General features: G+C 65.7%; 18 protein-coding genes. 8 read left to right on the top strand and 10 right to left on the bottom strand.

The window, feature by feature from the left end; all coding sequences use genetic code 11:
* Positions 1 to 23: 23 nt before the first annotated feature.
* From SSO01S_RS02065 to SSO01S_RS02045, 5 genes are all read right to left on the bottom strand, one after another.
* Positions 24 to 2,075 carry a malate synthase G gene (locus SSO01S_RS02065; protein ID WP_066794442.1) on the bottom strand — a complete coding sequence of 684 codons (2,052 nt, stop codon included), beginning with the start codon at positions 2,073 to 2,075 and terminating at the stop codon, positions 24 to 26.
* A gap of 77 nt (positions 2,076 to 2,152) precedes the next feature.
* Entirely contained in the window at positions 2,153 to 2,602 is a 450-nt protein-coding gene (locus SSO01S_RS02060) for a MarR family winged helix-turn-helix transcriptional regulator (RefSeq protein ID WP_066794439.1), read from the bottom strand.
* Between the two features lie 1,037 nt (positions 2,603 to 3,639).
* Complete coding sequence (locus tag SSO01S_RS02055; protein WP_083942786.1) at positions 3,640 to 5,046, bottom strand: coniferyl aldehyde dehydrogenase; 1,407 nt, start codon at positions 5,044 to 5,046, stop codon at positions 3,640 to 3,642.
* Positions 5,047 to 5,056: 10 nt separating this feature from the next.
* Complete coding sequence (locus SSO01S_RS02050; protein WP_174520749.1) at positions 5,057 to 5,791, bottom strand: prepilin peptidase; 735 nt, start codon at positions 5,789 to 5,791, stop codon at positions 5,057 to 5,059.
* The gene (locus SSO01S_RS02045) at positions 5,784 to 6,044 is read right to left on the bottom strand and encodes a hypothetical protein (RefSeq protein WP_245646550.1); all 261 of its coding nucleotides are present in this window, start codon (positions 6,042 to 6,044) and stop codon (positions 5,784 to 5,786) included. The genes SSO01S_RS02050 and SSO01S_RS02045 overlap by 8 nt, the downstream gene beginning before the upstream one ends.
* Before the next feature lie 87 nt (positions 6,045 to 6,131).
* Here SSO01S_RS02045 and SSO01S_RS02040 point away from each other — a divergent pair, with 87 nt between their 5' ends.
* Positions 6,132 to 7,319, top strand: coding sequence for an acetyl-CoA C-acyltransferase (locus SSO01S_RS02040; RefSeq protein ID WP_066794433.1), 1,188 nt, complete (start codon positions 6,132 to 6,134; stop codon positions 7,317 to 7,319).
* A gap of 22 nt (positions 7,320 to 7,341) precedes the next feature.
* Here SSO01S_RS02040 and SSO01S_RS02035 read toward each other — a convergent pair whose 3' ends face one another.
* On the bottom strand, positions 7,342 to 7,833 hold the full coding sequence (locus tag SSO01S_RS02035; protein ID WP_245646549.1) for an SH3 domain-containing protein: 492 nt from the start codon (positions 7,831 to 7,833) through the stop codon (positions 7,342 to 7,344).
* Positions 7,834 to 7,910: 77 nt separating this feature from the next.
* On the opposite strand from SSO01S_RS02035, the gene SSO01S_RS02030 reads away from it, so the two are divergent.
* Positions 7,911 to 8,909 carry a 2-hydroxyacid dehydrogenase gene (locus SSO01S_RS02030; protein WP_066794427.1) on the top strand — a complete coding sequence of 333 codons (999 nt, stop codon included), beginning with the start codon at positions 7,911 to 7,913 and terminating at the stop codon, positions 8,907 to 8,909.
* A gap of 240 nt (positions 8,910 to 9,149) precedes the next feature.
* Here the strand turns inward: SSO01S_RS02030 and SSO01S_RS02025 are convergent, their stop codons facing one another.
* The 4 genes from SSO01S_RS02025 to SSO01S_RS02010 all read right to left on the bottom strand — a co-directional run bounded on the left by SSO01S_RS02025 (position 9,150) and on the right by SSO01S_RS02010 (position 13,655).
* Positions 9,150 to 9,836, bottom strand: a complete 687-nt coding sequence (locus SSO01S_RS02025) for a glutamine amidotransferase (protein ID WP_066795153.1) — start codon at positions 9,834 to 9,836, stop codon at positions 9,150 to 9,152.
* 187 nt (positions 9,837 to 10,023) lie between these two features.
* The gene (locus tag SSO01S_RS02020) at positions 10,024 to 11,427 is read right to left on the bottom strand and encodes an NAD(P)H-dependent flavin oxidoreductase (protein ID WP_066794425.1); all 1,404 of its coding nucleotides are present in this window, start codon (positions 11,425 to 11,427) and stop codon (positions 10,024 to 10,026) included.
* 64 nt (positions 11,428 to 11,491) lie between these two features.
* Positions 11,492 to 12,625 carry a glycosyltransferase family 4 protein gene (locus SSO01S_RS02015; protein ID WP_066795150.1) on the bottom strand — a complete coding sequence of 378 codons (1,134 nt, stop codon included), beginning with the start codon at positions 12,623 to 12,625 and terminating at the stop codon, positions 11,492 to 11,494.
* Between the two features lie 163 nt (positions 12,626 to 12,788).
* Positions 12,789 to 13,655 carry an alpha/beta fold hydrolase gene (locus SSO01S_RS02010; RefSeq protein WP_066794423.1) on the bottom strand — a complete coding sequence of 289 codons (867 nt, stop codon included), beginning with the start codon at positions 13,653 to 13,655 and terminating at the stop codon, positions 12,789 to 12,791.
* 18 nt (positions 13,656 to 13,673) lie between these two features.
* Between SSO01S_RS02010 and SSO01S_RS02005 the strand changes: the two genes are divergently transcribed.
* The 6 genes from SSO01S_RS02005 (at position 13,674) to SSO01S_RS01985 (ending at position 19,268) form a co-directional block, all read left to right on the top strand.
* Entirely contained in the window at positions 13,674 to 15,026 is a 1,353-nt protein-coding gene (locus tag SSO01S_RS02005) for a protein adenylyltransferase SelO family protein (RefSeq protein WP_066794420.1), read from the top strand.
* A gap of 59 nt (positions 15,027 to 15,085) precedes the next feature.
* Positions 15,086 to 16,501 carry a succinylglutamate-semialdehyde dehydrogenase gene (astD, locus tag SSO01S_RS02000; protein WP_066794417.1) on the top strand — a complete coding sequence of 472 codons (1,416 nt, stop codon included), beginning with the start codon at positions 15,086 to 15,088 and terminating at the stop codon, positions 16,499 to 16,501.
* Positions 16,502 to 16,634: 133 nt separating this feature from the next.
* Positions 16,635 to 17,837 carry a hypothetical protein gene (locus SSO01S_RS01995; protein WP_066794414.1) on the top strand — a complete coding sequence of 401 codons (1,203 nt, stop codon included), beginning with the start codon at positions 16,635 to 16,637 and terminating at the stop codon, positions 17,835 to 17,837.
* Between the two features lie 211 nt (positions 17,838 to 18,048).
* Positions 18,049 to 18,264 (top strand): HP1242/YdcH family protein, encoded by a 216-nt coding sequence (locus SSO01S_RS17090; RefSeq protein ID WP_083942785.1) that lies wholly within the window; start codon positions 18,049 to 18,051, stop codon positions 18,262 to 18,264.
* A gap of 88 nt (positions 18,265 to 18,352) precedes the next feature.
* Positions 18,353 to 18,988, top strand: coding sequence for a Bax inhibitor-1/YccA family protein (locus tag SSO01S_RS01990; protein WP_157073619.1), 636 nt, complete (start codon positions 18,353 to 18,355; stop codon positions 18,986 to 18,988).
* Entirely contained in the window at positions 18,975 to 19,268 is a 294-nt protein-coding gene (locus SSO01S_RS01985) for a TFIIB-type zinc ribbon-containing protein (RefSeq protein ID WP_218000323.1), read from the top strand. Before SSO01S_RS01990 ends, SSO01S_RS01985 begins: the two co-directional genes overlap by 14 nt.
* Positions 19,269 to 19,381: the final 113 nt, after the last annotated feature.

Raw genomic sequence — 19,381 nt, 5'->3', positions numbered from 1 at the left:
CGACCCTCACGCCAGCGTAACGATCAAGCGGCGCTTTGGCTCCCCATATTCGCCTTCGCCGCCGCGCGAAAACGATGAAGCAGCGGTTCGGTATAGCCGTTGGGTTGCGTCAGGCCCTCGAATATCAAGGCGCGAGCCGCCTGGAATGCCAGGCTGTCGGGGTTGCCCGCCATCGGCCGGTACAGCGGATCGCCGGCATTCTGGGCATCGACCTTCGCCGCCATCCGCATGAGCGCCGCATCAATGTCCGCCGCGCTGGCCACGCCGTGGAGCAGCCAGTTCGCGAGATGCTGGGAGGTAATGCGGAGCGTCGCACGATCCTCCATCAGCCCCACATCGTCGATGTCGGGGACCTTGGAGCAGCCGACACCCTGATCGATCCAGCGCACGACATAGCCCAGGATGCCCTGCGCGTTGTTGTCGAGCTCGCGCGCGATCTCCTGTGCGCTCCAGTTCCGGCCCTCGGCGACCGGTACGGTGAGAAGCTGCGCCAGGCCGGGTATCGCATCGCCCGCAATCTCGCGCTGGCGCGCGAACACGTCGATTTGGTGATAATGCAGCGCGTGCAACGTCGCCGCGGTCGGTGAAGGCACCCACGCGGTGCTAGCCCCGCTCTTTGGATGCGCGATCTTCTGCTCCATCATTCCGACCATCAGATCCGGGGCCGCCCACATCCCCTTTCCAATCTGCGCCCTTCCCCCCAGCCCGGCAGCCAGTCCGATCCGAACATTGCGATCTTCATAAGCCTTGATCCAGGCCGCCCCCTTGATCTCGCCCTTCGGAATGAACGGCCCGGCCTGCATCGCAGTGTGGATCTCGTCGCCGGTGCGATCGAGGAAACCCGTGTTGATGAACGCGATGCGGTGGCGGACCTGGAAGATGCAGGCGGCCAGGTTTGCGGAGGTCCGGCGCTCTTCGTCCATCACGCCCACCTTGATTGTATGACGGGTCAGCGCGAGCAAATCCTCGACCGCGTCAAACAACCGGTCGGTAAAGGCGCATTCGTCGGGACCGTGCATCTTCGGCTTGACGATATAGACGCTGCCCGCCTCCGAATTGCGATACCGACCCAGCCCGCGAAGATCGTAGAGCGCGATCGTGCTCGTCACGATCGCGTCCAATATCCCCTCCGGCGCCTCGCTCCCGTCCGCCAGCAGCACTGCGGGCGTGGTCATCAGATGCCCGACATTGCGCACGAACAGCAGCGAGCGCCCGCGCAACCCGCGCCGATCGGGGTTGAGCCGCCGCGTAAGCGTCTTCCCGCCCTTCTCGAAGCTCTCCTCCAGATCGCCGCGCATCAGCCCCAGCCAATTGGCATAGGCCGCAACCTTGTCCTCCGCGTCCACCGCCGCGACCGAATCCTCGAGATCGACGATCGTGCTCAGCGCCGCTTCGAGCACCACATCGGCGATCCCCGCCGGATCGCTCCGCCCGATCGGGTGCTCGCGATCGATCACCACCTCGATATGCAGCCCATGATGACGGAACAGCCACGGCGCGACCTGCTGCGAAGGATCGGCAAGCACCGGCTCGCCCGCCAGATCGGCCCAGCTGCCCTCAGCCAGCGGCACCGCGCGATCCAGAAACGCCCTGGCATAGGCGATCACCTGCGCGCCGCGTTCGGCATCATAGCCGCCCGGCTTCGCCACGCCCGGCAGCACATCGGTGCCGTAGAGCGCATCGTAGAGGCTGCCCCAGCGCGCATTGGCGGCGTTGAGCACAAAACGCGCGTTGAGCACCGGCACGACGAGCTGCGGCCCCGCCATCGTCGCAACCTCGACATCGACATTCGCCGTGTCGATCGTGAAGGGCGCGGGCTCGGGAACGAGATAGCCGATCTCGCGCAGATACGCCTCGTCCACCGGGCCACCCGCCTGATAGCGCGCATCGATCAGCGCCTGGAGTTCGTCCCGGCGCGCCAGCAGCGCACGATTCTCCGGCGCAAACTTCTCGAAAATGGCGGCCGCGCCGGCCCAGAATCCACCGGCGTCAATGCCAAGCCCCGGCAGCACGCGATCCTCGACGAAACGCGCAAGCGGCTCGGCGACGGTCAGTCCGGAACGGTTAACAGACATGGAATCCTCCTCACAGGCACTTGTACAGCAAAGCCTGGGGAGGGCGCGACGGCCTTAGGCCAAGGCGGCCGCCGGGATCAACCCCGCGCGTCGAACGCTTCCACCGCGGAGTCGATCCGGTCGAGCATCGCCTTGAGCTGGATGCGCTCGGCATCGCTGAACCCGGCGAAGATCCGCCGCTCCATCTCCAGCGCCTTGGGCGCGATCTGCTCGTAAAGCGCCCAGCCCTCCTTGCTCAGCGTGAGGAGATGCGAGCGCTGGTCATCGGGATTGCTCGCCCGCGCGATCAGCCCACGATCGGCAAGCGCGATCGCCGCGCGGCTCACCGTCACCTTGTCCATCCGGGTGCGCCCGCACAGAGCCTGCTGGCTCATATTGCCCCCCTCGGCCAGCACCGCGATCAGCCGCCATTCGGGGATGCGCAGCCCGAACAGCGAGCGATACGCGCGAGCCACGATATCCGAAACGGCATTGGACGCGATCGACAGGCGGTAGGCAAGGAATTCATCGAGGCGCAGGCTGGACATGCCGCCTCCGTGCGTTGCGATGCCGCCGCTTGCAAGCGTGAACGCCGGATAGTTGCAAATTCTGCAACGAGTGAATGATCATTTCGCACTTGCACAATAATACGCTGCGCTGCACAAAGATCGGGCCTTTCAGGCATCCTCTCCTAAAACTTTCATAGGCCGCCTTCCGGGGCGGTCTTTTTTTTGCGCGCGACCGGCGGCGCTGCGAGCGCCGACCGACGGCGTGGCTTCGCCACGGGGGGGGGATCGATTCGCCGATGGGGCTTGGGTGGTTGCGGCGAGGGTGCGGAGTGCGCGTCACGCAGCGATTCCCGTCGTGACCCTGGGTCCCCGCTTTCGCGGGGATGACGGGTGGGGTCGGGGCCCACTTTCGAAGCAACCGTCATCCCGGGCTTGCCCCGGGATCCCGCTTCTTCTGCGGATCGGACGGCCTCGGTGTATGTACCGGGGAAGGTGTAGCGGGACCCCGGAGCAAGTCCGGGGTGACAGAGGGAGGATGGTTGGGGCGCGGGTGGATCGCGGCGGTTCGCTTTTGGCGAATACCCCTCCACCACGCCCTGCGGGCGCGGTCCCCCTCCCCCTCCGGGGGAGGATTTGAGTGGGCGCTCGCTTTCGAGATGTCCGTCACCCCGGGCTTGACCCGGGGTCCCGCTTCCTTCGCGCGGCTAGGGCCTCGGCCGATGTACCGGGGAAGGTGCAGCGGGACCCCGGAGCAAGTCCGGGGTGACGAGGGGAGTGCGGGTGGCGGGCGGGCGCGTCGCGGGGGATCGCTTTGGGCGACTACCCCTCCACCACGCCCTGCGGGCGCGGTCCCCCTCCCCCTCCGGGGGAGGAATTGGGTGGGCGCTCGCCTTCGAAACAGCCGTCTCCCCGGGCTTGACCCGGGGTCCCGCTTTCCCTCCGGGGGGGGATTGGGAGCATGCCCTCTTGCCGTCATCCCCGCGAAAGCGGGGCGCCAGGGTTGTGGAGCGATGCCCTGCTTGGCTCTGGGTCCCCGCTTTCGCGGGGATGACGTTTTGTTGCTTTGCGCCGGGACGTTATTTCATCTGGCGCGCTACACTCGCGCGCGTCTTCTTGCCGTATGGCGGCTTGATGCCCGCGAGGCCGGCCACGTCGATCCTGGGTTGCTTGTACACGCTCTTGGCGTGGCTGAAGGTGCGGTAGCCGGTTTCGCCGTGATAAGCCCCCATGCCCGACGGGCCGACTCCGCCGAAGGGGAGTTCTTCCTGGCTGACGTGGAAGACGACATCATCGAGCGTGACGCCGCCGGAGATGGTGCGATCGAGGACGCGGCGCTTTTCGGCTTCGTCGCTGCCAAAATAATAGAGGCCGAGCGGGCGCTCGCGGCGGTTTACCTCGTCGATCGCGCGATCGAGTGTCTTGTAGGTGCGCACGGGGAGGATCGGGCCGAAAATCTCCTCCTGCATCACGGTCATGTCGTCGGTGGGGTTGCGGACGATGTGGAGCGGGAGCTTGCGCGAATTGGTCGCGGTGAAATCCTCGTTCGCCGGATTGACCTGGATGACTTCGGCGCCGCGCGCGCGGGCGTCGTCGAGCCATGTGGTGAGGCGCTGGAAATGGCGATCGTTGATGATCGCGGTGTAATCGGGATTGTCCAGCAGGCTGGGATACATGGCCGAGGCGGCCGCGGTGAGCCCGGCGACGACTTCGGCTTCCTTCTCCTCGGGCACCAGCATGTAATCGGGGGCGAGGCAGATCTGGCCCGCATTCATCATCTTGCCCAGCGCGACGCGTTCGGTGGCGCGCGCCACATCGGCGGAGCGGCCGAGGATGACGGGGGATTTGCCGCCCAGTTCCAGCGTGACCGGGGTGAGATTATCGGCGGCGGCGTGGAGGATGTGGCGGCCGATCGAGGTGGCGCCAGTGAAGAGCAGATGATCGAAGGGAAGCGCGGCGAACGCCTTGCCCACTTCCGGGCCGCCGCTGACAAAGGCCAGTTCCTCAGGCGCGAAATATTTGGCACCGAGTTCGTCGAACAAAGCTGCGACGACAGGGGTGTATTCGCTCGTCTTGACCATCGCGCGATTGCCCGCGGCGAGCACGCCGGCAAGCGGGCTCATCACGAGCTGCACGGGGAAATTCCAGGGCGCGATGATGCCGACCACGCCCTTTGGCTGGGTTTCGATCCAGCCGCGCCCGCCGAGCAACCCAAGCGGGAAGAGCACCGGCTTGCGCTCGGGCCTCATCCAGCTTTTGACGTGCTTCAGCGCATGCCTGAGCGGGGAAACCGAGGCGGCGATATCGGTGAGCATGGATTGATCGCGGCTGCGATGGCCGAAATCCTCGCTCAGCGCATCGCAGAAGCGATCGGCATTTTCGGTGAGCATCGCGATGGCGCGGTTGAGGCGATCGCGGCGCGCCTCCAGCGAGACCGGAAGCTCCGCCATGAATGCCTGACGCTGGCGTTCGAGAATATCCTGCACGCGCTCTCCCTTAGATCATCATGGCCAGCCACACCGCGAACGCTGCCGGGGCCAGCAGCGTGCCGAACGGCAGGCGATCGGTTCCCGTCATCTTATGCCCTGCGAGCCGCAACGCCAGCACGATCGTGATTCCGAGCGCGCAGGCGGCGAGCATCACCTGAGGCAAAGCCTGCCAGCCGAGCCAGCAGCCGATCGCGCCGAACACCTTGGGATCGCCGCCACCCAGCCCGTCGCGGCCGCGCAACCAGCGATAGGCAGAAGCGACGAGCCAGAGCGCGGCAAGGCCCGCCAGACCGCCGATCAGGCGATCGGCGAGCGATCCGGGGCCGAGCGCGAGGCCGGTAAAGGCGAGCGCGGCGGTGAACAGATTGGGCAGCCAGAAGGCGCGCAGATCGATCGCGGCGAGCGTGAGCAGCAGCCAGCCGAAGATCGCCCCCGCCGCCCCTGCCCAGCCCGGCGCGGCGATCCCGGCGGCGAGGCCGATGGCGAGGCCGAGCAACTCCACCGCCGGATGCCAGGCGGAGATGCTCGCGCCGCACGCGCGGCATTTGCCCCGCTGGGCGAGATAGCTGAGGACGGGGACGAGTTCGCGGACGCCGAGCGGCTTATGGCAGGAATCGCATTCGGAGCGGCCCCGCGCGGCACTGCGCCGCTGGGGCCAGCGGATCGCGATGGTGGCGATGAAGCTGCCGAAGACGAGGCCGAGCAGGCCGAGCGCGGCGGGCCAGAGCCAGGATTCAATCATCGTCACGCGGCGGGCGCTTGCGGATCAGATAGCGGTACACGCCGAAGCAATTGATGCAGAAGAGCACCATGTTCTGCGTCCAGAGCGGCTCGTCGCTGGAGAGCAATGCGCCGGTGATCCAGGCGATGCTGGAGGCGACGAACAGCGCGAATCCCCAGCCGGTCACGCGGCGGCCATTGTCGAGCGACACCATCAGGCAGGCGATGATACCGCTGATCGAGGCGAACCATTTGCAGATATCGACGAAGGTCATTGCGGGAGCTTCCTGCGGGCTGAGCGCGGCTTTTGCAAACCACCGCGCAACGGACTAGATCGCGCCCAACACCCGAGAGGAGCCTTTATGTCCGCAGACCCCGTCGTCATCGCATCCTATGCCCGCACGCCGATGGGCAGCTTCCAGGGCTCGCTGACCGACGCCAGCGCCACCGATCTGGGCGCGGCGGCAGTGGGCGCGGCGGTGGAGCGCGCGGGGCTGAAGGGCGATGCGATCGAGCGGATCTATATGGGCTGCGTGCTGCCCGCCGGGCTGGGCCAGGCGCCGGCGCGGCAGGCGGCGCTCAAGGCCGGGCTGCCGAGCCATATCGAAGCGACCACGCTCAACAAGATGTGCGGATCGGGGATGCAGGCAGCGATCATGGCGGCGGATGCGCTGGCGGCGGGATCGGCCGATCTGCTCATCGCGGGCGGCATGGAGAGCATGACCAACGCACCCTATCTTTCGATGCGCCATCGCGGCGGCGCGCGGATCGGGCATGATGTGCTGAAGGACCACATGTATCTCGACGGGCTGGAGGATGCCTATGAGCCCGGGCGGCTGATGGGCAGCTTTGCCGAGGAGACGGCGCAGCATTACCAGTTCACGCGCGAGGCGCAGGACGCGTTCGCCATCGCTTCGCTGGAGCGCGCGCAAAAGGCGCAGAAATCGGGTGCGTTCGATCGCGAGATCGTTCCCGTCGAGGTGAAGGGCCGCAGGGGCGTGACCACCGTGATGCTCGACGAGCAACCCGCCAAGGGCGATGCGTCGAAGATCCCGACGCTCAAGCCGGCCTTCGCCAAGGATGGCACGATCACGGCGGCCAATGCCTCTTCGATCTCGGACGGTGCGGCGGCCCTGGTGATGACGCGGGCGTCGGTCGCCGAGCGGCTGGGGCTCACGCCGGTCGCGCGGATCGTGAGCCATGCGGCGCATGCCCATGCGCCCGCGCTCTTCACCACCGCCCCGGTCTTCGCGATGCGCAAGGCGCTGGAGAAAGCGGGCTGGAGCGCAAGCGATGTCGACCTGTTCGAGGTGAACGAGGCGTTCGCATGCGTCGCGATGATCGCGATGCACGATCTGGGCATCCCGCACGACAAGCTGAACGTGCATGGCGGCGCGTGCGCGCTGGGCCATCCGATCGGCGCGAGCGGCGCGCGGGTGCTTGCGACCCTCCTCTCGGCGCTGGAGACGCACGGGCAGAAGCGCGGGATCGCGTCGCTGTGCATCGGCGGCGGCGAGGCGACGGCGGTGGCGGTGGAACTGCTGGACTGAGGCGGCCAGCGGGGCGGCGCGCCTAGTTCAGCGTTTCGCCCGGTTCAGTGCCCCAGATGTGGCTCTGCTCGACATAGCCGCCGCGGCCGCGAACGTCGAACCAGCACCAGCCCCCGGAGCAGGCGCGGATCCGGCCGACCACGCCGGGCGCGGCCCGCCAGTTGATCCGGGCGTTGAAATTGGGCGCGGCGCGCATCTCGGTCACGGTGCCGGTCACCATCGCGGTGCGCGTGTCGCTCAGCAGATTGACCTGCATCCAGCCCTGCGTGCCGTCCGGATCCTCGATCTTGCGCCAGTCGCCATAGATGTCGATCACCTTGATGGGCAGATCGGCGCGCTGATAGAGCCAGCTCGCGGGATAGTTGCGGCCAGGGCCGGTGCGCATCCGCGCCTTGTCGGCGGCGATCGAGGCGAAATAAGGCGGCTTGCGCTGGGCGAACGCAGGGATCGCCATGCCGAGCGCGACGAGCGCCAGGATGATCCAGCCGAAGATGCGCATGCGCCGGTTTAACATGGGACGATCCATATCCTGAGGCCGCACGCGGCTTCAAGCCGTTGACTGTGTGTGCCGCTGCGGCCAATCCGCTCTTTATGGCACAAGCGATCCGCCCTTCCCGTCCGCGTGTGTTTGTCACGCGCTCGCTTCCCACGTCGGTGGAGGCGCGGATGGCCGAATTGTTCGACGCGGTGCCGAGCCGGGATGATGCGCCGCTGAGCCGCGACCAATTGGCCGCCGCGATGGCCGATTGCGACGTGCTGGTGCCGACCGTCACCGACCGGATCGACGCCGATCTGATCCGGGGCGCACCCGAACGGCTGCGCCTGATCGCCAATTACGGCGCGGGGTACGGGCATATCGACCTGAAGGCCGCACGCGAGCGCGGGATCGTCGTGACCAACACGCCGGGCGTGCTGACCGAGGATACCGCCGATATGGCGATGGCGCTGATCCTGGCGACGCCGCGCAGGCTGGTCGAGGGCGACAAGCTCGTCCGCACCGGCGGATGGACCGGCTGGTGCCCCACGAGCATGCGCGGGCACCGGATCGGCGGCAAGAAGCTGGGCATATTGGGCATGGGCAGGATCGGCCAGGCGGTGGCCCAGCGCGCCCGCGCCTTTGGTCTGCAGATCCATTATCACGGCCGCCACCGCGTGCCCGAAGTGCTGGAGGCGCAACTGGGCGCGACCTTCCACGCGGACCTCGATTCGATGCTGGAAGCGGTGGACATATTGACGATCCACACGCCGCACACCGACGCGACCGGCGGGCTGATCGACGCGCGCCGGCTCGATCTGCTGGGGCGCGACGGCTGGCTGATCAACACGGCGCGTGGCGAAATCGTCGATCCCGAAGCTTTGGTCGACGCGCTGACCCATGGCCGGATCGCAGGCGCGGGGCTGGACGTCTACGTCAACGAGCCCGCGGTCGACCCCCGGCTGATGGGACTGGATAACGTGGTGCTGCTCCCGCACCTCGGCTCCGCGACCTTCGAGGGACGCGAGGCGATGGGGCAGAAGGTGATCGTCAATATCGGCGTATGGGCACGCGGTGACCGCCCGCCCGATCAGGTGCTGGACGGCTGGCTTTAGGGGCGGTTTCGTAAGGGCGCTTCGGCGGCGCTTTTTTCCCGTCACCCCGGGCTTCGACCCCGGGGTCCCGCTATTTCTGTGGAAGCATGGCTTGGGAGCATGCGCGGGCCGGACAAGCGATCCGGGACGCGCTGACGGTGGGCGACGGAGAAGCGGGACCCCGGGGCAAGCCCGGGGTGACGAAGAATGGGAGTGGGACCGACTTCCACAAACGGGGTCGATAGCCGACTGGCGACCGGCCTAAAGCCCGCGCAGCCACTCGCGGATCATCGCCCGGCCCGCCTCGACCGCGCCCGAGCCGAGCGCGTCGTGATCGGCGCGTAGCCGCTCTGGGGAATTGCCCGCCTCGGTCACATAATCCGCGCCGCTTTCCAGCCATGCCTCGAAACGAGGGTCTTCGCCCATTTCGGCGTGGAATTGCAGCGCGAGGATTTCGGCGCCGCGGCGAAACGCCTGATGGGCATAGGCGGTGCTCGACGCGAGCAATTCGACATTATCCGGGAGCGTGAAGGTGTCGCCGTGCCAATGAAGCACGGGAACCTCGTCGACATGGCGGAGCGGCGAATCCACGTGCAGGCTTACCGGCGCGAAGCCGACTTCCTTGACCGGGCCGGGATGGACGTCCGCTCCCATGGCGGCGGCGATCATCTGCGCCCCGAGGCATACGCCAAGGGTGGGCAGGCCGCGCTCGACGCGTTTTGCAAGGCGATCGATCTCGCAGCGGATCCAGGGATGAGCATCCTGCTCGTACACGCCCATCGGCCCGCCCATCAGGATGACGAGATCGGGCGTTGTCAGATCGAGCTGCCAGAAGCCGGGATCCGTGACGTCGAACCGGTCGAGTTCATATCCCGCAGCCTCGATCGGCTCGCGGAAGCCCGCGATACCCTCATACGGAACGTGCCGGACGATCAGGCCCTTCTTCATGCCGGGCACAACGTAGCGATTGTGCGGCGCAGCGCCAGCCAAGGGTTTCTTGGGGGCGCGAAAGACCGGAATCCTTGCGCGCATTTGCCCGAATGGAAGGAACGAGATGGCGGGGGATCGCCTGTGACGGCCCCCTCAACCGCCTTCGGCGGTCCCCCTCCCCCTGCGGGGGAGGAATTAGGGAGGATCAGTCGCCGGTGAGGATGCGATCGACCAGCTGCTTCACCGTGGGCACGAAGCCGTTGGAGTAGAACGGGTCCTTCTTGAAGTTGTACGCGCCATGGCCTGCAAACATCAGGTTCTGGTCGGTAGGTCCGCCATGCGCGATATCCTGCAGCGTCTTCTGGATGCAGAAGCTGCGCGGATCGGCGAGGCGGCCGGTGGAGTTGGTTTCGCTGTCCGCCCAGGAAGAGAAAGCACACTGGCTGAGGCAGCCCATGCAATCGGCCTGATCCTTGCGGATCATCGCCTTTTCCTCTTCGCTGACGAAGACGAGCGTGTTGTCCGGCGTCTTGAGCGCGCTGGTGTGGCCGAGGCCATACCATTCGCGGGCGCGGAGCAGATCGCCCTTGGTCACCCAGAAATTCTTGCCCTTCACGCCCACATCGAGCTGGAAGACATGATCGCCGGCATGCTCCGTCGAATAGGCGATCTGGCGCTCCGAGCGCGCCTCAAGCGCACGCAGGAACGGATTGCGAACAGCCGAGGAATAGAAGCCGGTGGGCGAGAAGCGATGGAGGAGCACGTCGCCGGGCTCGATCTTCATCAATTCGTCCTTCCACCCCTGCGGGATGGGGCTTTCCTGCGTGAGAAGCGGACGCGTGCCGAACTGGAAGACGATCGAGCCAAGCTCGGGATTGTCGATCCAGTCATTCCAGTCGCGCAGATACCAGACACCGCCGGCCATCACGATCGGAACGCTATCTGGGATGCCGCCTTCGCGCATCACTTCGCGCAATTCCTTGACGCGCGGATAGGGGTCCTGCGGCTTGAGCGGATCTTCGGCATTGGACAGGCCATTATGCCCGCCCGCCAGCCAGGGATCCTCATAGACCACGGCGGAGAGCCATTCGGCCGCCTTGGAATAAGCCCGCTTCCACAAGGCGCGGAAGGCACGGCCCGAGCTGACGATCGGGAGATAGGTGACGCCGTAGGACGAAGCGATCTCGCTCAATTTATAGGGCATGCCCGCGCCGCAGGTGACGCCCGCGACGAGGCCCCGGGTCCGCTCCAGCACGCCGTGCAGGATGCGCTGGGCACCGCCCATTTCCCACAGCACGTTGATATTGATGGCGCCCTTGCCGCCCGCGATCTCATACGCCTTCTTCACCTGGGTGACAGCGCCCTCGACCGCATATTCGATCAACTCTTCATGGCGTTCGCGGCGCGTGAGCGCCTTGTAGATCTGGGGGATGATCTTGCCTTCGGCATCATAGCTGTCTGCATTGACCGCGCTGACCGTGCCGATGCCGCCGGCAGCCGCCCAGGCGCCCGCGCTCGCATGATTGGTCGCGGCAACACCCTTCCCGCCTTCGACAATCGGCCATACTTCGCGGCCGCTATAGAGAATGGGCTTAAGACCCTTGAACACGTCGCCTCCAATAAAATTCAGGTGCGGCCTAGACTGATCGGCCGCAACAAGCGAGTGGCAATCGCTATCCCAGGGCGCCTGGCCGTCCCATCGCCTCGCCATAGAGCCGGGCATAGGCCGAAACCATTTCGCTCTCGTCATACAACGCGCGGGCGCGCTCGCGGTTCGCGGCACCGATATATTGCCGCAAATCCGCATGCTGCGCAAAAATATCCAGACGATCGCGCAGCAGCACCTCGGTGCGCTCGGGCGGGATATATCTGCGGTTATATTCGCAGACCATCGCCGAGATATCGCCGACATTGGGCGCGACCACAGGCAGCCCCGCCGCCATCGCCTCGATCACCGAAATCGGCGCCTGCTCGCTCTTTGAGGAAAGCGCGAAGATATCGAACAGGCCCATATATTTGTGCGGTTCGGGCAGGAAGCCGGTGAGGATCACATTATCCTCGATCCCCATCGCTTCGGCGGCATCGAGAATCGCCTGATGCTCCGGCCCCTCCCCCACGATCACCAGCTTGAAGCGGCTGTTGAGCCCGGCGCAGGCGCGCACGAGCATCGGTAGATCCTTCACCGGGCGCAGCCCCGCGACGGAGCCGATAAACACCTCTCCCGCCCTGCGCTTCTGCAAGGCGGGGATCAGCCGGGGATCGGGCTTTCCCGCATATAGCGCAGTCTGCACGCCATTCGGTATGCGCCGCAGCCGCTCGGGGGGCTGCCGCCACTGGGTGAGCGCGATCTGCTGGAGCTTTTCGGAAGGGACGATCAGCGCATTGGCGGCAGGCAGCGCGATGCGGCGATACATGTTGCGCACCGGATTGAGCCGCTGGGCCTCATCCTGATTGAAGCCATCCTCGTGATGGACGATCGGGGGCAGATCCTTTCCGAACACCCGCGCCGCCATCACGCCATCGATCGCACCCCAATTATAGGTGAGCACCAGATCGAAGCGGCGCATATAGCGCGCGATCGCTTCATAGCGCTTGACCGAGGGCCGGCCGGAAAGCGGCGGCGGATCGAGCGCGATCTCGTATTTGACGCCCTTGGCGATCGCATCGCGCGCGGCGAGCTGATCGGGCATTGCCGAGACGATCGTGTGCCGCGCCTTGTCACCAAAGGCATTCATCAGCCGGACGGCGCGCGCTTCCTTGCCGCCCAGATTGAAGGTGGAATGGAGATGGAGGATGTGGATGGACATGCTGGGGAGCGTGCTTAGCCAAGTCGTCATCCCAGCGGAAGCTGGGATCGCGTGCGGCAGAGGTCGCGCGGGCGGCTGGAGATCCCAGCTTTCGCTGGGATGACGGCGTTGTCCGCTGAAGATCCCAGCTTTCGCTGGGATGACGGGTGGTTGGCGTGACGGCCTAGCGAATCTTCGCCAGCAGGCGTTCGATCCCGGCAACGGCTTCGGGCTCGTCGAGCGTCGGGGCGTGGCCGATGCCGGGCACGGTTACCAGTTCGGCGTCCTTGACGCGCTGAACCATCTTCGCAGCAACGGGCGCGCTGAGGATATCCGAGCGTTCGCCGCGCACGACCAGCAGCGGCTTGCCCTGAAGCGCATCGATCGTCGGCCACATATCGGGGGCGGCTTCGTTGCCGGGGACGCGGAAAGGCTCGGCGATCTTCATGTCGTAATCGAGCACGATACGGCCCTGGCTGTTCACCCGGTACAGCCGCTTCGCCATGCGTAGCCAATCCTCGATCCCGTAATCGGGGAAGACTTCCGCATTGTTTTCGGCCAGCGCGCGGGCGGCGTGCATCCAGGTGGGATGCCAGACACCCTTGCCGACATAGCTGCGGATGCGCGTAAGCCCCGCCGCATCAATTTCCGGGCCGACATCGTTGAGCACCACCCCGGCCAACCGCTCCGGCTGCGTGCCGGCGATCAGCATCGTCACGAGGCCGCCCAGCGAGGTGCCGATCGAGACGAAGCGATCTATCTTGAGCTCGGCTAGCAATATCTCGACGTCCTGAAGATAGGTCGGCGGAACATAGCTCATCGGATCCTTGGCATAGGCGCTTTCGCCGCGGCCGCGGAATTCCACGAGGATCACCCGCCAATCGCCCGCCAGCCGCTCGGCAAGCTGCTCATAATCGCGCGCGTTGCGCGTCAGGCCGGGGAAGCAGAACACCGGCGGCTTGTCCGCAGGCCCCGCATAATCGCGATAATGGAGCCTCAGCTCATCGCTCGACCACCAGTAGCCGTCTTCATAGTTGCGCCGTTCGACCATCGATCCCCATATCGCGGCATGCTCTTCACTCCGCAACACGCCATCGACGAACTTGGCGACGAATTCGCCGATACCGTCACCCCCGCGGCCTTTCCCGAGGCGATCCTGCGATTCCGTAACGGCCGCGCGGCGGCGCAGATCGGGCTGGACGGGCTGAGCGATGCGGAGTGGATTCGCCATTTCGGGCGCTTCGAGCCGCTGCCGGGGGCGCAGCCCAGGCCGCTGGCGCTGCGCTATCACGGGCACCAGTTCCGCGTGTACAATCCCGATATCGGCGACGGGCGCGGCTTCCTGTTCGCGCAGATGCTCGACGATCGCGGGCGGCTGATGGACCTGGGCACCAAGGGCTCGGGGCAGACGCCGTACAGCCGGTTCGGCGACGGGCGGCTGACGCTGAAGGGCGGCGTGCGCGAGATATTGGCGGCCGAGATGCTGGAGGCGCTGGGCGTCGAGACATCGCGGACCTTTTCGCTGATCGAGACGGGCGAGGCCCTGCACCGGGGCGACGAACCCTCCCCCACCCGATCCGCTGTGATGGTGCGGCTCAACCATGGCCATATCCGGATCGGCACGTTCCAGCGGCTCGCTTATTTCAAGGACGAAGCGAATCTGAAGCGGCTCACCGCTTATGTGCTGCGCCATTATTATGGCGAGGAGGCCGGGGAGGATGCGCCGCAGCGGCTGCTGACCCTGGTCGCGGGACGCACCGCGCGGCTGGCGGGGCAGTTCATGGCCGCCGGATTCGTCCACGGGGTGCTCAACAGCGACAATATCAATGTGAGCGGCGAGAGCTTCGATTATGGGCCGTGGCGGTTTGCCCCGACATGGGACCCGGGGTTCACCGCAGCCTATTTCGACCATGCCGGACTCTATGCGTTCGGCCGCCAGCCCGAGGCGATCTTCTGGGACGTGATGCAGCTCGCCAGTTCGCTGCGGCTGATCGCCGAAGAAGCGCCCCTGATCGAAGCGATGGAGACGTTCGAGCCCGCCTATACGCGCGAAGTGACCGGGGCGGTGCTATGGCGGATGGGCCTCAAGCCGCAGACGGAGAAGCGGGATCGCACGCTGGTGCAGGCGGCCGAACGCGCGCTTACCGCCAGCAAGGCGCCGCTCGACCTGTTCTATTTCGAAATGTTCGGCGGGCAGCTTCCGGAAAGCTATGGCGAGCCGTTTGCGGAGCTTCGCGGGCTGCTGGCCCGCTACGCGCCGCGCAAGCCGCGCGACCATGGCTATTGGTCCGATCCCGCACCCTGCTCGATGCTGATCGAGGAGGTGGAGGCGATCTGGGTGCCGATCGCCGAACGTGACGACTGGTCCATGCTGGGCGCGAAGGTCGCGGCGGTCCGGCGGATGGGCGAGGCTCTGGCATAGCCACCGAAATTGGTGCAAAAGCCCGCAAATCTCTCTTGGGGCGCCGATACAAAGACCAGATGGCCGGACAGGAAATCATCTCGACCGAGCCCGCCACGGGCGCCGTTCTGTGGCGCCGGATGGCGGGAGACGCAGACGCGGAAGTAGCGCAGGCACGCCGGTCCTGGCCGGAATGGGCGGCGCGCCCGCTCGCCTATCGGATCGAGGCGCTGCGCCGCTTCGCCAATGTCGTGCGCCAGAAGGCCGACGCCTTTACAGACCTGATCGCGCGCGAGACCGGCAAGCCGCTGTGGGAAGCGCGCAACGAAGTCGACACGGTGATCGCCAAGGTCGATATCTCGGTCACGGCCTTTTCCGAGAGGACCGGCCAGCGACGGATCGACGCGCCGATGAACACGCGGCTGGCGTTGCGCCACAAGCCGCACGGCGTGCTCGCGGTGCTCGGCCCGTATAATTTCCCGGCGCACCTGCCCAATGGCCATATCGTGCCCGCATTGCTCGCGGGGAACGCCGTGGTGTTCAAGCCGTCGGAAAAGACGCCGGCGACCGGCTCCTTCCTGGTCGACTGCTTCCATGCGGCGGGCATTCCGGAGGGCTGCGTCCGGCTGCTGATCGGTGGCGCGGACGAGGGCAAGGCGCTGGCCGCGCATCCCGATATCGACGGGTTGCTCTTCACCGGATCGGCGAACACCGGTATCGCGCTCAACCGCCAGTTCGCCACGCGGCCGGAGAAGATCCTGGCGCTGGAGATGGGCGGCAACAATCCCATCGTCGTGTGGAACACGCCCGATCTTTATTCGGCGGCAGTGCTCGTGGTGCAGTCCGCCTTCACCACCGCGGGCCAGCGCTGCACCGCCGCGCGCCGACTGATCGTCGATCAAAACCTCTACGAGCCGCTGATCGGCGAGATCAACAAGCTGATCGGACGGCTGATCATCGGCGAACCGCATGCCGATCCCGCCCCGTTCATGGGCCCGGTGATCGACAATGACGCCGCCGACATGCTGACCGAGAGCTTCGTCGCGCTCTCCACCATGGGCGGCCGCCCTCTGCGCCACATGGAGCGCCCGATCGAAAGCCGCCCGTTCCTGACCCCCGGGTTGATCGACATGACCGGCGCCAGCGAGAAGGTGGACGTCGAATTGTTCGGCCCGATCCTCCAGGTCTTCCGCGTCGATACGTTCGAAGAAGCGATCGCCGAGGCAAACGACACACGCTACGGCCTCTCCGCCAGCCTGGTGGGCCAGGACCCCAAGCTCTACGATCAGTTCTGGGCCAATATCCGCGCGGGCATCGTCAACTGGAACCGTCCGACCAACGGCGCCTCTTCCTCGGCGCCGTTCGGCGGCATCGGCTGGTCGGGCAACCATCGCCCCAGCGCCTATTACGCCGCCGATTACTGCGCCTATCCGGTGGTGAGTTCCGAAGCGGACAGCGCGCGTGCCTCGATCGGCCTCGGCCTGCGCGACGCTTGAAAGAAATCCGAAACGCTTTGGTTCTTGACGCCCCCGCAATGACCCACGATCCATTCGGGAACGTGGGAAGGTATCGGGAGGGTCGCCGGTGACGGGCGCTTTTTTTCGATTTGCGGCATTTCTTTGTCTTGCGGTGGCGCTCGCGCCGGCGGCGTCGGCGAAGCGCGAGAGTCCGCTGGTATCGCGGCTACCCGCCGTCGACAAAGTGGTCCGCGACTACGCCCCCGACCGGCCCAGCCAGGGTGCCGCCTGCGCGATACTCGCCGACGCCCTTCGCTCCCTGAGCAAAGAGACGAATCTGCGTCTGGGATCGGGGGCCGAGCCGAAACGCTTCCGCGACTATGAGAAGTGCCGCGTCCAGGCGATCAACGACGCCCGGGCGGAAGGTTCGGCTGTCGGCACGGTCTCGAGGCGGCTCGAAGAGAAGGCTCGGGATCCGGATTTCCAGCGCGAGGTCGCGCGCCGCTACCTTTCGTCCGCCGATTACGAAATCTGGGAATCCGGCCAGAAAATCCAATGGCAGCTCGCCGACGAGATCGATGCGAATACGCGCTACTTCAACCTGATCATGCTCGTCCCCTATCTCCTTGTATTTGCGGCCGGGGCGCTCCTGGTCCTGCGCGCATTGCGCCCATGGAGATATGACAGCCAGAGCGGCCTGCTCCGCTTCGGCGCGCGGAGCTTCACTTTCTATCGGCAGGGCGGCGTGGTCGTGCAGGCAGCCGCTTCGCACTCCACGCATCATGTTCCCGGTTCGCAAACCATCGCGACCAATCAATATGGCCACAGCCATGTCGTCAGTTCGACTGCGGGATACAGCTACACCACGCTCCACGAAACGATTCACCTGGTCGACAGCGCCGGGCGCGAGCAGGTGCTGCGGCTCGATGACTGGAGCATCTCGGCGCGCGGCGGGCACCTGATCGGTGCCATGCATGCGATCCGCAATCGCCGCCGGACCGGGCCCTATCTGCGCGTCTGGAACTTCACGCTGGACGAGGCGACGAGCAATCGGGCGGCGATCAAGAGAATGTTCGGTCTGGGTTTCCTGGGTTGGGCGGGGCTGACGCTCTCGATCGGAAATGTCGGCCTGCTGCTTGCCGGCATCTTCGCGACGCTTCCCGTTCGGGAGGGAATGGGGGTGATGGCGGCGATACCGATCCTGTTCAGCTTCCCGTTCGCAATGATCGCCGCGACGGTGGTTCACTTGCGCGTACGCAAGCGGCGGACCGAACGGTTCGAGCACGAGATTTCCGCGCCGCTGCGCGCATCCGCCCAGAGTGAGGCGCGCGCTGCCGCCGATCGCACATCGGGACCGATCAGCCGGGCCGATTGAGCGGCACGCGTCCCTCCCGGGGGTTGAAACCGCCAGGCTCCACCCCTACTCTGGATATTGCGGGACCGGGCCCCTCTGGCGTGGGCTGTAAAAAGCCTTCGTGATGTCGGACCGCATCGAGCGTGCTCGGTGCAGGTTTGGTGGTTTGCCCCCTCCTCCCACTGAGCTTCACTGGGCCGCTCGATCGATGCAACCATCGATGGAGCCGTGTATGTCGACCCTTGTTCAGCGCCTGATTGCAGCGCACCGCCAACTCAACCGTGAAATCCGTGACGAGCTTTCACGCCGTGCGCCTGACAGCATCCGGCTTGCCCGGATGAAAAAGGAACGGCTGGCGATCAAGGACCGTCTTTTCCGCCTTTTCCCCGACGCGAGCCATATGCGCCGCGTCGTCCGCGACGCGATGCGTCGCGAACACATCGCCTAGGAGAACAACGTTGGAAGAACTTTCGCATTTCAATCGCACTGCCGCATCCGGCGCGCAGGCCCGTTTCGACGAGGGCCTGCGCACCCATATGCTGGGCATCTATCGCAACATGGGGATCGGCCTGGCGCTGACCGGCCTCGTCGCGATGGGCGTGGCGATGACCCCGGCGCTCGTCGCGCTCATTTTCGGCACGCCGCTGAAATGGGTCGCGATGCTCGCGCCGCTAGCCTTCGTGTTCTTCTTCACCTTCCGCATCGAGCGGATGACCACCGCAGGCGCGCGCACCGCCTTCTTCGCATTCGCAGCAGTGATGGGCGTGTCGATGGCCAGCATCTTCCTGGTCTTCACCGGCACCAGCATCGCGATGGCGTTCTTCACGGCCGCCGCAATGTTCGCAGGTCTCAGCCTGTTGGGCTACACCACGAACCGCGATTTGACCGGCATGGGAACGTTCCTGTTCGTCGGCCTGATCGCCGTGATCGGCGCGAGCCTGGTCAACCTGTTCATCGGTTCATCCATGCTCCAGATGCTGCTCTCGATTGTCGGCGTGATCGTGTTCGCCGGGCTCACCGCCTGGGATACGCAGCGCCTGAAGAGCGAATATATCGCCTATGGCCGCAGCGAAGCCGCGGACAAGTTGGCGATCATGGGCGCGCTTTCGCTCTATCTGAACTTCATCAACATGTTCCAGCTTCTGCTGAACCTGATGGGTGAGAAGGAATAATCCCGTGAGCAGTTTCACGTGCCCGGTCGACGGGGCCACCCTGGTCCCCACCGAACGCTCGGGCATCGAGATCGATCATTGCCCCACGTGCCGGGGTGTGTGGCTCGATCGCGGCGAGCTGGACAAGATCATCGAGCGGAGCGCGGCGCACTATGCCGCGCCCGCACCCGCGACCGACCCGTATCGCGGCGACACTCGCGCGCGTTTTGACGATCGCGGCCATGGCGGGCGCTATCCGCACAAGAAGCGCAAATCCTTTTTCGAGGAATTGTTCGACTAGAACGAAATTCCGGACTTGTTGATCGGCATCCCCGCGAAAGCGGGGATGCCCTCTGTCCAGACGCCTTGATCCGCGAACCCGGTTAGCCGGGGTGACGCGGAGCGCTGTTAGCG

Source organism: Sphingomonas soli NBRC 100801 (genome assembly GCF_001591025.1).
Classification (GTDB): domain Bacteria; phylum Pseudomonadota; class Alphaproteobacteria; order Sphingomonadales; family Sphingomonadaceae; genus Sphingomonas; species Sphingomonas soli.
This window is presented reverse-complemented; position numbering and strand designations above follow the sequence as displayed.